The organism is Stenotrophobium rhamnosiphilum (assembly GCF_003052265.1).
GTDB lineage: Bacteria > Pseudomonadota > Gammaproteobacteria > Nevskiales > Nevskiaceae > Stenotrophobium > Stenotrophobium rhamnosiphilum.
Genome location: NZ_QANS01000001.1, coordinates 13,165 through 28,427 on the forward strand (window position 1 = coordinate 13,165; position 15,263 = coordinate 28,427).

At 55.6% G+C, this 15,263-nt stretch carries 11 protein-coding genes; 4 read left to right on the forward strand and 7 right to left on the reverse strand.

What is annotated here, in order from left to right:
- Window positions 1-213 precede the first annotated feature (213 nt).
- Window positions 214-861, reverse strand: a complete 648-nt coding sequence (fsa, locus tag CJD38_RS00070; RefSeq protein ID WP_107938272.1) for a fructose-6-phosphate aldolase — start codon at window positions 859-861, stop codon at window positions 214-216.
- 179 nt (window positions 862-1,040) lie between these two features.
- On the opposite strand from fsa, the gene CJD38_RS00075 reads away from it, so the two are divergent.
- Window positions 1,041-1,844, forward strand: a complete 804-nt coding sequence (locus CJD38_RS00075; RefSeq protein ID WP_161554111.1) for a methyltransferase domain-containing protein — start codon at window positions 1,041-1,043, stop codon at window positions 1,842-1,844.
- 58 nt (window positions 1,845-1,902) lie between these two features.
- On the opposite strand, the gene CJD38_RS00080 is transcribed toward CJD38_RS00075, so the two are convergent.
- The 3 genes from CJD38_RS00080 to CJD38_RS00090 all read right to left on the reverse strand — a co-directional run bounded on the left by CJD38_RS00080 (window position 1,903) and on the right by CJD38_RS00090 (window position 7,248).
- Window positions 1,903-2,607, reverse strand: coding sequence for a hypothetical protein (locus CJD38_RS00080; protein WP_107938274.1), 705 nt, complete (start codon window positions 2,605-2,607; stop codon window positions 1,903-1,905).
- Window positions 2,608-3,047: 440 nt separating this feature from the next.
- Window positions 3,048-4,208, reverse strand: coding sequence for a ribonucleotide-diphosphate reductase subunit beta (locus CJD38_RS00085; RefSeq protein ID WP_107938275.1), 1,161 nt, complete (start codon window positions 4,206-4,208; stop codon window positions 3,048-3,050).
- Between the two features lie 118 nt (window positions 4,209-4,326).
- The gene (locus CJD38_RS00090; RefSeq protein WP_107938276.1) at window positions 4,327-7,248 is read right to left on the reverse strand and encodes a ribonucleoside-diphosphate reductase subunit alpha; all 2,922 of its coding nucleotides are present in this window, start codon (window positions 7,246-7,248) and stop codon (window positions 4,327-4,329) included.
- Between the two features lie 578 nt (window positions 7,249-7,826).
- Here CJD38_RS00090 and CJD38_RS00095 point away from each other — a divergent pair.
- Complete coding sequence (locus CJD38_RS00095) at window positions 7,827-9,344, forward strand: glycoside hydrolase family 5 protein (RefSeq protein WP_161554112.1); 1,518 nt, start codon at window positions 7,827-7,829, stop codon at window positions 9,342-9,344.
- Window positions 9,345-9,443: 99 nt separating this feature from the next.
- On the opposite strand, the gene CJD38_RS00100 is transcribed toward CJD38_RS00095, so the two are convergent.
- Both CJD38_RS00100 and CJD38_RS00105 read right to left on the reverse strand, forming a co-directional pair.
- A complete protein-coding gene (locus CJD38_RS00100) occupies window positions 9,444-10,400 on the reverse strand; it encodes an FHA domain-containing protein (protein WP_107938278.1) in 957 nt (318 codons plus the stop codon).
- A gap of 3 nt (window positions 10,401-10,403) precedes the next feature.
- Window positions 10,404-11,291 carry an adenylate/guanylate cyclase domain-containing protein gene (locus CJD38_RS00105; protein WP_107938279.1) on the reverse strand — a complete coding sequence of 296 codons (888 nt, stop codon included), beginning with the start codon at window positions 11,289-11,291 and terminating at the stop codon, window positions 10,404-10,406.
- A gap of 144 nt (window positions 11,292-11,435) precedes the next feature.
- On the opposite strand from CJD38_RS00105, the gene CJD38_RS00110 reads away from it, so the two are divergent.
- Both CJD38_RS00110 and CJD38_RS00115 read left to right on the forward strand, forming a co-directional pair.
- Window positions 11,436-12,626 (forward strand): serine/threonine protein kinase, encoded by a 1,191-nt coding sequence (locus CJD38_RS00110; RefSeq protein WP_107938280.1) that lies wholly within the window; start codon window positions 11,436-11,438, stop codon window positions 12,624-12,626.
- Window positions 12,627-12,655: 29 nt separating this feature from the next.
- The gene (locus CJD38_RS00115; protein WP_107938281.1) at window positions 12,656-14,038 is read left to right on the forward strand and encodes a GGDEF domain-containing protein; all 1,383 of its coding nucleotides are present in this window, start codon (window positions 12,656-12,658) and stop codon (window positions 14,036-14,038) included.
- A 34-nt stretch (window positions 14,039-14,072) separates the two neighbouring features.
- Here CJD38_RS00115 and CJD38_RS00120 read toward each other — a convergent pair whose 3' ends face one another.
- Window positions 14,073-15,263, reverse strand: coding sequence for an ABC transporter permease (locus tag CJD38_RS00120; RefSeq protein ID WP_107938282.1), 1,191 nt, complete (start codon window positions 15,261-15,263; stop codon window positions 14,073-14,075).

Genomic DNA, 15,263 nt, shown 5'->3' on the forward strand with positions numbered 1-15,263 from the left:
GTGCGCACCGCTTTTTTATTGGCCGAGCGGCCACGTAGAGTGGCCGAAAAGTAGGGGAGTTAGACGTGAGATGAAGCCGGTGCGCACGGCGCACCCTACAACCGAGTTACGAATTTACGTAGGGTGGGTAGAGCGAATGCGAAACCCACCGTCTTCGCTGCACGAACAATGGTGGGTTTCGCTGCGCTCTACCCACCCTACGGTACGGCGGCTTTAAGCCGTCGGCACCTTCTTCCAATCCGCCAAAAACTGCGCCAGCCCACTATCCGTAAGCGGATGTTTCACCAACATCTTGTAAACCGACAACGGCAACGTGCCCACATGCGCACCAGCCTTAAGCGATTCCAGCACATGCTGCGGATGACGCAGGCTGGCGGCCAGCACTTCGGTCTTGAAATCGTAGGTGCGGTAGATCTGCACGATGTCGCGGATCAGCTGCATGCCGTCCATGCCAATGTCATCGAGACGGCCAACAAAGGGCGACACATACGTCGCACCAGCTTTGGCTGCCAGCAGCGCCTGCAAAGGCGAGAAGCACAGCGTCACGTTGACCTTATGGCCAGCCGACGTCAGCGCCTTGGTGGCCTTGAGGCCTTCGGTGGTCAGCGGGCACTTCACGACGATGTTCGGATGAACCGCCGAAAACTTCTTGCCCTCCGCAATCATGCCCTCGGCATCCAGACTGATCGTCTCCACGCTGATCGGCCCGTCGATGATTTTCACGATCTCTGCCACCACCTCATCCAGCTTGCGGCCGGTCTTGGCAATTAGCGAAGGATTCGTGGTCACGCCATCCACAAGCCCAGAGGCAGCAGCTTCGCGTAGTTCGTTGGTATCGGCGGTGTCGAGGAAGATTTTCATTGGGAACGATTGAGTGGATTTAGTCTGGGCAGCGTTTTACCACATTAAAGTAGGGCGGGAGAATCCCGCCTTCCGCGACGCGACTGGCGGGATGCTCCCGCCCTACGTACCGCATTCGTCGCGGCAACGCTTTCGGTAAAATGCCGCGCGCTTGCCCTCACTGCACAGTTACGAATCTGATGAGCTTCCTTTACCGCGATATTCCCCTGCGTTACAGCGTCGATCTGGCACGGCTGCCGGCAGAGTTGCAGGGTGTGTTTGTTGAGCTGGACGCCGACGACAGCACCCGTGCGTGGATTGATGCCGTCCATGCCAAGCCCAATCCACGCAGCAAGATTCTGCTGCGCAATTTGGCGATGTTGTTCGTCAACCTCTACGACGCCAACGGCTTGACCAACAGCTTTCAAGATCGCCTGCTGAGCACCGCGCAATGGCAGCGATTGTTGGGTGAGGGTGGGGCGCGTTTGCTCGATGTGGGTGCTGGCGATGGCGAAGTCACACGCCAACTCGCGCCATTGTTTTCCGACATCGTCACTACCGAAGTATCCAAGCCGATGGTGCGCCGACTCCGCGGCAAGGGCTATCGCAGTCACCACTGCGATATTGCGTTTGCAGACATCGACGACCCGGGTGGCTTTGATGTCGTAGCGCTGCAAAACGTCATCGACCGCACAACACATCCATTACGGTTGATTGAAAGCGCGTTCAACCTGCTTGGCGAAGAAGGTCGCGTTGTCATAGCAACACCATTGCCACTCCAGCCCGAGGTCTATGCCGGCTCGCGCAGACTCATGCCGGAGGAATTGTTGCCGGTCGATACGCCAGATTTCGAATCCGCTGTCACTGCTCTATACGAACAAGTCCTCGCCCCACGCGGCTACCGCGTCACCGCATTCACCCGCGCACCGTATCTCTGCAGCGGCACCGCAAAGGCGCCAGTGGATGTGTTGGATGATGCAATTTTTGTGTTGGCGCAGTGGTGAATTGAAGTTAGTGCGTAATCTGCTGTGAGCGAGAGGCGGGTCTAGCTCGCCCTAAGTGCTAAGGCAGCTTGGCCTCAGTAGACGTTTGATTGGTTGCCATTTCAAGAAAGCGAATATATGTCTCAAGCTGCCATCGAATTGATATAGACCATAGGCCAATGAAATACAGAACAAGGATTAGTAGGCCGAGGAATATTCCTCCTGCATGTACGTCAACGAGTCCCGTCAGCGTTACGTCTCTGAATTGCAGGTAAAGCGCTACAACAACTGGCAGAAACCCTAATCTCTCAACGCCTCCCAGCAAGAAGCCAGAGCGCTTTGTTAAGGGCTCCAGCCTTTTTCGAGAAAACTGAAGCTTTTCCACTAGCTCGTTTTCAGGGTAAGCCTTCAACCAAGCAACGATCTGATTGAAGCCTTGAGATTCTTGGTCTAACTGCGCGGCAAAGATGGGTCTTCTGTTCCACATCTCCTTCAATTCTTTGCCAGACCCTGCAATTATTGCCAGTAGCCCGCCAGAAATTTCTATCGCTAATCCAGCTATTGCAAATCCTGCCGCGATTTTTGACGGCAAGTAAATCGTAGAAATCGCAGCTGTCAGTGCGCCGACGAGAAGTATCAAGATGCCAATTTTCTCGCTCTTGTTCGCGAGTGGCCTGTAATCGTTTGGAAGGCAAGATGCGATTCTTTGATCAAACGCCGAGAAGCTCAATATTTGCGGCGCTTCTACACCTGAATCTTCTTGAGCTATGGCGGCAGGTTTCATCTAAGTCTCTTCGGTAAATTGGAGTCTGGTTCCTTTAGTTTAAGGGCGGATCTAAATGTCGCTGCATTGGAGTTTACTCAAATCGAGCTGTGCGCTCCCTTTCTTCAGCCTCTTCGCGTTTCGCCTCTAACTTAATTCTCTTCTCCAATGACGCTCTCGCTGCAGCTAAGAAAGGTCTTAGCTCTTCGGTGTGAGTCATCGAGTGCTTGAATATCAGCTGTTTTGATCAGGAAAAGCGGGTGCATGATTGACTATCCAGTGTTGCCGTAAATCCAAGAACGACCGATTTAATTAAGTGCTCTGGATTTGATTAGATTATTTTGATTGTCAGAGCAAAAACTAAAAAGCCCGGGCAAATCTAAGAATTGCCCGGGCTTTTGTCGGTACATCTGAAGAATAACTTTTAGGAATTTCGCTGAAGCTTCATTCCTATGGATAAATCAATCCCAACTCAACGCACCACCCGTCTGATACTCGGTGACGCGTGTTTCGAAGAAGTTCTTCTCCTTCTTCAAGTCCATCACTTCGCTCATCCATGGGAACGGATTCTCTGCGCCCGGGTAGAGCTGCTTGAGGCCGATCTGTGAGCAGCGGCGGTTGGCGATGAACTTCAGGTACTCATTGAACTGGCTGGCGTTGAGGCCGAGCACGCCGCGCGGCATGGTGTCGTGGGCGTAGCGGATTTCCAGTTCGGTGGCTTCGGCAATCATGTCCAGCATTTCTTGCTGGAACTGCGCCGTCCACAGGTGTGGGTTTTCAACCTTGATCTGGTTGATGACGTCGATGCCGAAGTTCATGTGCATGGATTCATCGCGCATGATGTATTCGATCTGCTCAGCAACGCCGACCATCTTGTTGCGCTTCTTGAAGCTGAGGAGCTGTACGAAGCCAACGTAGAAGAACAGACCTTCGAACACGACGTAGAAGGCGATGAGGTCGCGCAGCAGGCGCTGGTCCATTTCCGGCGTGCCGGTATGGAAGTCAGGGTCTGCGAGTGACTGGGTGTATGGAATGCTCCATGCAGCCTTGTCGTGGATCGACGGGATTTCGCGGTACATGTTGAACACTTCGGCTTCATCGAGGCCGAGTGATTCAATGCAGTACTGGTAGGCGTGCGTGTGGATCGCTTCTTCAAACGCTTGGCGCAGCAGGTACTGACGGCACTCAGGGTTGGTGAGGTGCTTGTACACGGCGAGCACGAGGTTGTTGGCAACCAGTGAGTCGGCGGTGCTGAAGAAACCGAGGCTGCGCTTGATGATGGTGCGCTCGTCGTCGGTGAGGCCGTTAGGATCCTGCCAGAGCGCGATGTCGGCGCTCATGTTGATCTCTTGCGGCATCCAGTGGTTGTTACAAGCAGCGAGGTACTTTTCCCATGCCCATTTGTATTTAAACGGAACGAGCTGGTTAAGGTCTGCGCGGCAGTTGATGATCTTTTTGTCGTCAACCTGAATGCGGCGTGCGCCCATGGTGACTTCCTCAAGACCGGTGGCGCCAGCAGCAGCGACAACAGCGCCGTGTGCAGCAACCGGCGCAGGGCCGCCTGCAATTTGCAGGGCCGGTGCGGGGGTGCTTGGTTTTACATCATCCCAATCGAGACTCATGTGTATCTCCAGATTCTTTTAACTGGACCGCAATTCAATGCGATCGTTTTTATTTCTGTAAGAGGGTTTACCCCTCTCCCATCCCCTCTCCCGCAAGGGGAGAGGGGATGGGTGGTTTTTACTGACAGGCTTCGCATTCAGGATCGAGGATCGAGCACACCTTGGCGCTACCAACATCGGTAGATGCGGTCGCAGTGATCTGCGACGTTGCTGCCATTGCGCTCATGCTGTTGCCGCCTTCGCTCACCTTGTTGAGACGGCCGTCGGCCATCGTCGATTTCTCGGTGTGCGTAGCGCCCATGGTGCGCAGGTAGTAGGTGGTCTTGAGGCCGGAGAGCCAGGCGTGCTTGTAGAGCTCGTCCAGTTTCTTGCCTGAAGGCTGTGCCATGTAGAGGTTGAGCGACTGGGCTTGGTCAATCCATTTCTGGCGACGGCTGCCGGCATCGATCAAACGCTTGGCGTCGATTTCGAATGCGCACTTGTAGATCTCTTTGATCTCGTTAGGCACGCGGTCAATCTTCTGCACGCTGCCATCGAAGTACTTGAGGTCATGCGCCATCACTTCGTCCCACAGGCCGAGCTTCTTCAGATCGTTAACGAGATATTCGTTAACTACGGTGAAGTCGCCGGAGAGGTTCGATTTGACGTAGAGGTTCTGATACGTCGGTTCGATCGACTGCGACACGCCGGTGATGTTGGCGATGGTGGCGGTTGGTGCAATCGCCATCGTGTTGGAGTTGCGGATACCGGTGGTCATGATGCGAACGCGCAGTGCGTCCCAATCAAATGCGCCGGAGATCGAACGATCCTGATTCAAATACTGGCCACGGTTCTTGGCGAGGATCTGGATCGAGTCGTGAGGCAGGATGCCCTTGTCCCACAGCGAGCCCTTAAAGCTGTTGTAGGAGCCGCGTTCAACAGCGAGGTCAGCCGAAGCTTTGATCGCGTAGTAGCTGACCGCTTCCATCGAGTAGTCGGCGAACTGAATAGCTGCGTCGCTCTCGTAGGCGAGGTGCAGTTTATACAGCGCGTCGTTGAAGCCCATGATGCCGAGGCCAACAGGACGGTGACGCAGGTTGGAATTACGAGCAGCCGGTACGGAGTAGTAGTTGTACTCAATGACGTTGTCGAGCATGCGCATGGCGGTGTTGATGGTGCGCTCAAGCTTTTCGGTATCGAGTTTGCCATCAACGATGTGCGCAGGAATGTTGACGCTGCCGAGGTTGCAGACAGCGATTTCCTGATCAGCCTTGGTGTTGAGCGTGATCTCGGTGCAGAGGTTGGAGCTGTGCACAACACCGACGTGCTGCTGTGGCGAACGCAGGTTGCAAGGATCTTTAAACGTGACCCAAGGGTGGCCGGTTTCGAACAGCATGCTCAGCATCTTGCGCCACAGGTGGAGTGCCTGGATGCGCTTGAAGTTTTTGATTTCGCCGCGATCAGCTTTGGCTTCGTAAGCGTTGTAACGCTCTTCGAATGCGAGGCCAACGAGGTCGTGCAGTTCTGGCGTTTCTTCTGGCGAGAACAGCGTCCACTGGCCGTCTTCCATGACGCGCTTCATGAACAAATCTGGAACCCAGTTAGCGGTGTTCATGTCGTGCGTACGGCGACGGTCATCGCCCGTGTTCTTACGCAGTTCGAGGAACTCTTCGATATCGCGGTGCCAGGTTTCGAGGTAAGCGCAGACAGCGCCTTTGCGCTTGCCGCCTTGGTTCACAGCAACAGCGGTGTCGTTGCAAACCTTGAGGAACGGAACAACGCCTTGGCTCTTGCCGTTGGTGCCTTTGATCCAGCCGCCCATGCCACGCACTGGGGTCCAGTCGTTGCCGAGGCCGCCAGCAAACTTGGAGAGCATGGCGTTGTCGTGGATCGCGCCGAAGATGCCGTGCAGGTCATCTGGAACGGTGGTGAGGTAGCAGCTCGACAGCTGCGGACGCAGCGTGCCGGAGTTGAACAGCGTTGGCGTGCTCGACATGAAGTCGAACGACGACATCAACGTGTAGAACTCAATGGCGCGGCCTTCGCGGTCGATTTCATTGATGGCAAGACCCATCGCAACGCGCATGAAGAATGCCTGTGGCAGTTCAAAGCGGGTCTTGTTGGAGTGCAGGAAGTAACGGTCGTACAGCGTCTGCAGGCCGAGGTAGTCGAACTTGGCGTCGCGATCTGGGAGCAGGGCTTTGCCGAGGCGTTCGAGATCGTAAAGCGCGAGTTTGGGGTCGAGCAGTTCGAGTTCAACAGCGCGGTGAATGTACGCGCGGAAGTACTCAGGGTACTGGCCCTTCATGTCTTCAAACGTCGGACGGGTTTCAGCCTGATTGAGGAACTTCAACGCTTCGTGACGCAGGCCATCGAGCAACAGGCGAGCTGACACGTAGGTGTAGTTGGGCTCTTTCTCAATGCGGGCGCGAGCGGACAGCGTCACAGCCTGTGAGAGTTCGCCTTCTGGAATGCCGTCATACAAGTCACGCAGAGCAGACTGCACGATTTCGCCGACATCAACGCCGGTGAGACCAGCGCAAGCTTCGGTAACGACGCGGTTCATGCGCACTTCATTGAGTGGGCTGGTCGTGCCGTCATCCAGCGTGACCTTGAGGCGCGTTGCAGCAGCGGCCTGTGGCTTGGTTGCGGCTTCAGCAGCGCGTTCTTTGGAACGGCTGTCGCGGTAGATCACGTAGTCGCGTGCGACTTTGTGTTCGCCAGCGCGCATCAGTGCCAGTTCAACCTGGTCCTGAATGTCTTCAATGTGCAGCGTGCCGCCGCCAGAGATATGACGGGTCAGGCCTTGCACGACCTGTTGGGTCAGTGCTTCAACTTTTTCGCGAACAGCGGAGCTTGCTGCAGCGGTGCCGCCTTCAACAGCGAGGAAAGCCTTGGTCAGCGCGATGTTGATCTTGCTGGCGTCAAAGCTAGTGACCTTGCCGTTACGACGAATAACGCGCAGACCGCCTGGTGCGGTGGCGGCTAATTCTGCGGTTTGGGTTTCGCCTTGCAGAGGAGCGCGGCGGGTTTCAGAAGCGGTGGTGTTTTGTGTATGCATTTTTATTTGATCCCCCCACGAGATCTGTATGTATTTGTACTTAAAAAATAACGATGCCGACCTTATGTGGAAGCTGGGTCGGCATTGCGCATAGAACAGCAGCGCAGTGACGTAACAGTAATGCCGCATTTGGGGATCGTCAACAACATCTTGTGTCTTTACATATGCCAGACCACTACATTCTGTGTTTAAGCCTGTGGGTGACCGCTGCAAAAACCTGTGGACAAGCTGCGGGAAACCTTTGGAAAGACCGCTCTAAGTTGCGGTTTCTGCGAGGAAATCCGGCAAGCATTAAGGGGTCCTAAAAGAGTGCTGGAAAACCCGGTAAAAGGATGCCGGGATGGCTAATTTTTAAGCAGGCAGATTGTTTTAAAAAAGTATCATATAAATATTTAGACAATAATTAATAACAGACCATTATTGCCCTGCGCGAACCACCGGGACAGTTTTGAAAGTGCAGGGACGCGTGCTTGTCAATGTTGCGAGCAGAACGCCGCACAAAGTTGTTTCTACTAATGCGACGGCGTGAATCGTTGGCGATACTTCGCGCCGCACAAGGGAGTGCGGGAGAGATTTTTGTGAAAGTGGGGACAAAAGGAATCGTCATTGCGTTGGTGCTGCTACTTGCTGCTTGCGGTAGTTCAAGTTCACCGACGAGTAGCGTGACAAGCGCAAAGTCTTTGCCGCTGTTGCATGCCACGCGTGGCGCAACACCGGGGATTTACGACGATCAAGGCCGTCAGGTCTTACTGCACGGCGTTAACTATGGCGCGCTGGGTGATTACTACATTGACCAGCCCGAGTATCCCGCGCCGGTTCTGGCCAAGGCCAGCGACTTTCCGCAGATGGCCGCACTCGGCATTAATAGCGTGCGCTTGTTACTGAGCTGGTCACGTGTTGAGCCGCAGCCCGGCGTGTACGACGAAACTTATCTGGCGCAGGTGCGCAGCCAAATCGAAAAAGCGGCGGCGCAGGGTTTGTATGTGATTGTCGATATGCACCAAGACGCTTGGGGCAAGTTTGTCGCGACGCGTGAAACGTCTGACGTTTGCCTGCCGCCTTTATTAGAAGACGCGATTGGTTGGGACGGCGCGCCGGAGTGGGCAACGATCACTAATGGCTTGACCACTTGCCGCATTCAGCAGCGCGAGTTGTCGCCCGCAGTGCAGGCAGCGTTCACTAATTTTTATCTGGATACGCAGGGCATTCAAACGCGCTTCATTGCAATGTGGCAGCACGTGGTTAAAGCCGTAGCGCCTTATAACAATGTGGTGGGCTACGATTTATTTAACGAACCGAATCCCGGATTTTTGGTGGAGGCGGATGCGGTGACTTATCTGAGCGTGTTCTACACGCGCTTGATCACGGCGATTCGCGCAACCGAAGCTGCGCAGGCAAAACCGGTGCAGCACATCATTTTCTTTGAGCCCGACATCATTTGGTCGCTGCTCGGTTTTACGCTGCCGACGTTGCCGATTTTTACTGACGACACCAACCTCGTGTTCTCGCCGCATTTCTATTGCGGTGCTGGAGCGCCAAGCACTGCGGCGCAGTGTTTCAGCTACGCGCAATCAGTTTCACAGCTTTATCAAACGACGTTCTGGGTCGGCGAGTGGGGTTACTTCGGCGCGCCTGACACCATCGGGCCCGATGTTTACGAGTTCTCAGCGAATCAGGATCAGATGTTGGTTGGCGCTGCCGAATGGCAATGGGCGCAAGCCTGCGGCGATCCGCACACCATCGGCAAACCGGGCAATAAGCCGGGCGATACCGTGGTGCAGCTCAAGTTGCTGGGCTGTCCGGGCGATGTGGATCTCGGCTACGTACAAGCCAATGCGATGGCGATGTCGCGTGCGTATCCACGCCACGCGCCGGGGCGCTTGCAGCAGGTGAGTGCCAATATCGATAGCGGTGAACTGGATATGGCGGGCAGCGGTACGGGAATGTTGGAATTGTGGATTCCGGATCGCATTGGTAAGCCGAAGATCAGTGGTAATGGTTTGGGTGCGCCGGTGATCAAGAGAGTGCCGGGCGGTTTTATTGCGCGCGTTCCGGTGAGTGGTGCGTACAGTGCGCAGGTGCTGAAAGGCACATAAGTCTTGCCGTCATTCCCGCCTGCGCGGGAATGACAAGCCAAAACAAAAAAAGGCCGGATGCATCGCACCCGGCCTTTTTTATTGCAGCCTTATCTCAAATCAACGCGGCTTGGTGATGTCGCTGCCGCCACCAAAGTCGAGTCGGATTGGATTGCAGTTGAAGCGAATCACTTGTCCGGTCTGCTTCATCACTGGCATGCCCGGGCTGATGACGCCATCGCCGACGAGCAAGATGCGTTCGCTGGTGACTTTCACTTCGGTGCCATCGTGCGTGAGCACGTAGGTGCCGTTGCGGCTTTCATCCATGTAGTAAAACTTTTCGTTGTCGAATTCGATGCGGCCATGCATGCGCGAAACCGAATCGCCTTGCAGCACGAGGCCACAAGCTTTGCTGCGGCCGACCGTGATCGGACACTCTGGCGGATGCACCACGCGCATCTGATCGCCAATGCGTAGCTTGAGATCTGCAAACAGACCGACGCCAGCGCCAGCCAGCGGTGAGGCACCGCGAGTCATGCCTTCGTGTGTGTCTGCATGATTGCCACCGCCGCTGTCTTCGTACGCCAACAGAAAGAGCGAGATGCGGCTGCCATTGATAGAAGGCAACACGCGTGGCGTTGGCAGCGGTGGATACTGCAAAAGCTTGATGAAGGGCTCGATGGCAGTGATGCCATTGATCGGTGCATTGTTCAGATGCAGCGACAGCTTGAGTGCCATCTCGGCCCAGACCGAGGTATCACGCACGCCGGGAGGTGCAGGCAACAGCAACATGCGGCAGTAAAGGCCCATGCGTTCGCCAGAGCGGGTGCGGATCATCTGCACGTTGCTGCGCAGATCACGTGCACAAGCCAGTGTTTGATCAGCGCGACGGAAGGAGATCACCATGCGGCGGCTGATCGATTCAATTACCGAGCCGTGATGACGCGTGGCGATGTTGTGAAACTCTTGCCGTTCCAGCAGAGACAAAGGTTGTTCAACGATGACGCTGTTACGGCGCTCACCAAACTCAATGTAGAGCAGGGTGTCTTGAAGCGCGGCTGGAGATTCTTGGTTCATCCCTTACTCCACTGCGTAGCGCAAAATTTCGCCGGTCTGCGCCAGCAGCGGGCAGCCCAGGCTGATGATGCCGTGCCCACTCAGTGGCAAGGACTCACCTTTAAGGAACACTTCCGTTCCTCCGTCTGAAGTGACAAACGTGCCGTTGGTGCTGCGGTCTTGCAGCACGAACTTGTCGCGGCGGTATTCAACATGCGTGTGCACACGTGAAGCGAATTGGCTGGCAACAACCAGCGTGCAAACCGCTTCGCGGCCGATCGTGACCGGCACATCTTGTTCGGTGAAAGCGCGTTCTTTGTCGCCCACGGACAAGCGCAGCAGGCGCGCGTGTGTTTTGGGCTGGGTGATCGAGGATGCGTCGCGGGTGCCGACGGCGCGGGTGACGTCGTGCGTGGGCTCCCACATGATCTCAACGATGCGCATGGCCTGAGATTTGCCGCGCAGCTTGTCGTAATCAAAATTGCGCGTCATGCCCTGATGCTTATGGTTAAAGCGGAGCGAGGTTTCTTCAGAAGTCAGGATTTGCCCGTCGCGCGACATCTGCGCCAGACGTGCGGCGGTGTTAACGGCGTCGCCGAATACATCGGAGGCATCGAGAATGACCGGGCCAAAGTGAAAGCCGATCCGGAGCCGGAACAGCGATTTGGCTTTGACGTTGTCGAGCTGCATGGCAATCGCCGCAGCGGCGGCCTGATCCGCGCTTGGAAAGCGCAGCATCAGCTCATCGCCGATGGTCTTAACCACCAAGCCTTGGTGGCCGCTGGCACTACGCGCCAGTTGCATCAGGCAGACGTCGACCTGTTTTTTGGCTGCAGCGTCCCCGAGCTGCTCATAAATAGCAGTGCTGCCACTGAGGTCAGCGAAAAGGACGGCGATCTGTTGCTGACTCATGGGCGCGAGCGTAAAGGGGCGAAGAAGTGCGGGACTGTGCGATTATACGCATCGCCCCAAGTAGAGGGTGCCGTCGGCTTAAATCTGACGAGATGGTAAATTCAGCTTGTCGGTGGCCGTCTAGCCGTCTCTTGGGAATAGATCATGTTTCAGAAACACTGTCCGGGCTGCTTTGAAAACAAGCAGGGACTGGCAGCTTGCCCATATTGCAGTTACGACGAGTCCGAGCCGCGCTCGCCGTTGTTGTTGCCCCACGGAACCCAGCTGGCGAATACCTATCGCATCGGTCGCGTGCTCGGCCGTCCCGGCGGTTTTGGTGTGACTTATCTGGCTTGGGACTCGCATCTTCAGCAGCGCGTCGCCGTTAAAGAATATTTGCCACGAGACAAGGTCGCGCGCGATCCGGTTAGTTTGCAGATGAATGTGCACGTGCCGGATCAAGTTGCGCACTTCAATTTCGGCCTGGATCAGTTCCTTTCAGAAGCCCGCATGATCGCCAAGTTCGATCATCCCAATATTGTCCGCGTGCGCAATTTCTTCCGCGCATATGGCACCGCGTACCTGGTGATGGATTATTACGAGGGCCGCAGCCTCGGTGATTATCTGGCGTCGCTTGAGCATCCGGTGGAGCCTACTGCCGCCGTGCAGATGATGCTGTCGGTGCTCGATGGATTGCAGTTTGTACATGACCGCGGCGTTCTGCATCGCGACGTGAAGCCACACAATATTTACATGACCAGCACCGGGCGCGTGATCCTGCTCGACTTCGGCGCTGCGCGACAGGCCGCAGGCATCAGTGTCGACAGCATCTCGGTGGTGTTGAGCGAAGGCTATGCGCCGCTGGAGCAGTATCAGAAGAACAGCCCGCAAGGTCCGTGGACAGATATCTATGGCGTCGCCGCGACTTTGTATCGCATGCTCAAAGGCGGTCCGCCTGCAGTGGCTTTGGATCGTTTAGGCGCTGACCCGCTCGATGCTGATTTTGAATTGCCAGAGAGATTGGCCGTCGTTCTGCGTAAGGCTTTGGCCTTGCGTCCGCATGAGCGCTACACCTCGGCTTTAGAGTTCAAGCAAGCATTGATGTCTGCGTTGGATATCACTGACCAGAAGCACGCTCATGTGACGCAAACGCTTCAGGGCTCAGTGGAGCCAGAAACCAAGACGGTTGCTTGGGGCAATCCTTCAGACCCTTCACAGCTTAATAAGCGTGATGCATCGCCAACCATCGTGACGTCCACCGTCGTGCCAACACCTTGGGGTCCGGCATGGTTGATTGCCGCTGCGATTGTGCTCGGCGCAGTGATTATCAGCTTGCCCTTGTGGCTCAACAGGTAGGCTGAATTCATCTAGCCACATAAGGATTTATGGCCCGCGTTGATCAAGCTGCGATTCCCTCTGTTCGCCCTGATATCGGTCTGCTTGGCAGACTGTTAACGGCGCAGAAGTATGCGTTGAGTATTGTTTTTTTCGTGTCCGGTGTCGTTTTGCTGGCGTGGCTCATTCCGCTGATTGGCGAACTACTGCCAAGCATTTGGTTGATGATGAAGGCGAACTCGGCGCTCTGCATGATGCTGGGTGCGGTGGCGTTGGCGGTAACGCAGTTCCGCTACAACATTTTGTGGAAGCGAGTGAAGCAGGCTTGTGCGGCCTTGCTGATCATCATTGCATCGTCCGCGCTGTGGGCTTACGCAGGTGGACAAGTCACCGGCATTGAAACGCTGCTGGCAGCAGATGCAGCTTCGCCGTTGCCCGGACGCATGTCGGTGCAGGCTGCGATCTACTTTGTAATTCTCGGCCTGAGCCTGTGCATCTCGCGGCCGCGCGACAAGAAGTTTGTGCATCTGGTCGATGTCTTATCCATCTTGTTGGCGGCCATCGCGCTGATCGTATTAGCAGGCTACTGCTTTGGCGCCGAACAGCTATTCGCTGAATCTCATTTCACGCGTGTAGCTCCTGCCACTTTGCTGTGCATGGTGTTGCTCGCGTTTGTACGAGTGGGGCACAGCGCGCAGCACAGTTTTTTCTCGGTGCTGATTGGTATCGGCATCGGCAGTCGTACTGCGCGATTCTTTCTGCCATTCGCACTGTTCATGCCGTTCTCTCTGGTGCTGTTGAGAGGGTATGTGACGGGCTCTGGATTGCTGACGCCGCCCTACGCAGCCGCGATGACGGCAGTGCTGACTTCGATCTTATTGTTTGGCGTGACGCTGTGGACGGCTTGGCGTATCAATGATCTTGAACGAGATCTGCGCGATATGTCGCTCACCGATGAATTAACGCAGATCTACAACCGCCGCGGTTTTTATCTGTTGGGCGAACAGGCTTTGCGTGAAGCGCGGCGCAGCAAATCGTCGTTGACTACTTTGTTCTTCGACCTGGATGGACTAAAACAGGTCAATGATCGCTACGGCCACGAAGCAGGCTCCAGCTTCTTGCAAGATTTCGCCAGCGTATTGCGCGCCAACTTTCGTGATGCGGATATTGTTGGGCGTGTCGGCGGCGATGAATTTGCGGTAGCGATGCGCAGTAGCAATCCCACTGCGTCACGTACGGCCTTGCAACGCTTGGATGAAGCTGTCGCTGATATCAATCTGCGACGTGATCGCTCTTATGTGATCCGCTTCAGTGTTGGCGACTCGACGAGTGATCCATTGGGTAGCGAAAGCTTTACCGACTTACTGCGCCGCGCTGACGTCGTGATGTATGCGGCCAAGAGCGCCAAGAAAGCGCAGGTCCAAGCAAGCTGATGCGGGCCTGCTCCTTGCGGAGCAGGCCTTATGCTCAAGACGAACGTAGCGCGTCGACGATGGGCAATCGCGCAGCGCGGATCGAAGGGAACAAGCCGCCGATCAAACCAATGCTGCAAGCCCAGATCACACCTTTCCATAACAGATCAGGCGTCACGCGGAACTGGAACGCGACCTGACTGAAGGTCTGCATGTTCAGCGTGGAGACTGTGTAGCCGTTGAAAAACACATAGGCCAACGCACCGCCAAGAATGCCGCCAGCTGTAGCGAGCACCAGCGATTCCAAGATTACTGAAATCACTACAGGACCGTTGCCAAAGCCAATCGCGCGCAGCGTGGCGATCTCAACGCTGCGTGTCGCAACTGCGGCATACATCGTGTTGAGTGCGCCGAACAGTGCGCCGATACCCATGATCACGGCGACGGAATAGCCGAGCACGGTGATCATCTTGTTCAGTGTCTCCGAGCGCGAGGCGTAGTACTCCGGCTCGCGCTGCGCTTGGATGGTGACGCGCGGATCAGATGTCAGTGCATCTTTGAAACCTTGGAAGGCATCAGCAGACGTCAGCTGCGCAGTGACGGTGTTGTAGGCGCCACGACGTGAGGCGGTCATCAGTGCATCAACGTCGACCCAGATTTCGGATTCGTGAACATCGCCTTTGGAATCGAATACGCCGACCACGGTCCATGGGCCATCACGTACATCAACCTTGTCGCCAATATTGAGTCCGGCAAATTGCCTTTGTGCAGAGCGACCCGCAACGACTTCTCGCAAGCCAGGGGTGAACATGCGACCTTCAACAATTTTTGCTTCCGGACGCAGCTCAAAAACACGTGTCGTGGTGCCACGAACCACGACATTGTTGGGTGTGGTGGCGCCACGCTTGGCGACGTCGGTGATCATGAACAGTTCACCAATCGCCAATGGTTTTCCATCGGCTCCTTTGGCAACGCTCGGCGCATCCAACACGACTTGCGCTTGTTCGCGAACCAGAACGCTGGAGAGTTCGTCGTTGGAGCCACCGCGCATGATGATCGCGCGATCGGCACGACCTGTCGAAGCTAGTGTCAGCTCAAAGCCTTTGGCCATCGACAGCAGTGCAACCATCACGCCGACAACGCCGGCAATGCCGATGACAATTACGAAGGAAGTGCCGAGACGTGAGGGAATGCTGCGAATGTTCATCGCAGTGACTGAAATAACTTGTTGGAGTGAGCTAGCCAT

What these genes read in the sequence shown, in the direction of transcription:
- CJD38_RS00115 (WP_107938281.1), top strand. Translation starts at nt 12,656, where the DNA reads ATGGCCCGCGTTGATCAAGCTGCGATTCCCTCTGTTCGCCCTGATATC.
- fsa (WP_107938272.1), bottom strand. Translation starts at nt 861, where the DNA reads ATGAAAATCTTCCTCGACACCGCCGATACCAACGAACTACGCGAAGCT.
- CJD38_RS00110 (WP_107938280.1), top strand. Translation starts at nt 11,436, where the DNA reads ATGTTTCAGAAACACTGTCCGGGCTGCTTTGAAAACAAGCAGGGACTG.
- CJD38_RS00100 (WP_107938278.1), bottom strand. Translation starts at nt 10,400, where the DNA reads ATGAACCAAGAATCTCCAGCCGCGCTTCAAGACACCCTGCTCTACATT.
- CJD38_RS00120 (WP_107938282.1), bottom strand. Translation starts at nt 15,263, where the DNA reads ATGGCTAGCTCACTCCAACAAGTTATTTCAGTCACTGCGATGAACATT.
- CJD38_RS00085 (WP_107938275.1), bottom strand. Translation starts at nt 4,208, where the DNA reads ATGAGTCTCGATTGGGATGATGTAAAACCAAGCACCCCCGCACCGGCC.
- CJD38_RS00105 (WP_107938279.1), bottom strand. Translation starts at nt 11,291, where the DNA reads ATGAGTCAGCAACAGATCGCCGTCCTTTTCGCTGACCTCAGTGGCAGC.
- CJD38_RS00080 (WP_107938274.1), bottom strand. Translation starts at nt 2,607, where the DNA reads ATGAAACCTGCCGCCATAGCTCAAGAAGATTCAGGTGTAGAAGCGCCG.
- CJD38_RS00075 (WP_161554111.1), top strand. Translation starts at nt 1,041, where the DNA reads ATGAGCTTCCTTTACCGCGATATTCCCCTGCGTTACAGCGTCGATCTG.
- CJD38_RS00090 (WP_107938276.1), bottom strand. Translation starts at nt 7,248, where the DNA reads ATGCATACACAAAACACCACCGCTTCTGAAACCCGCCGCGCTCCTCTG.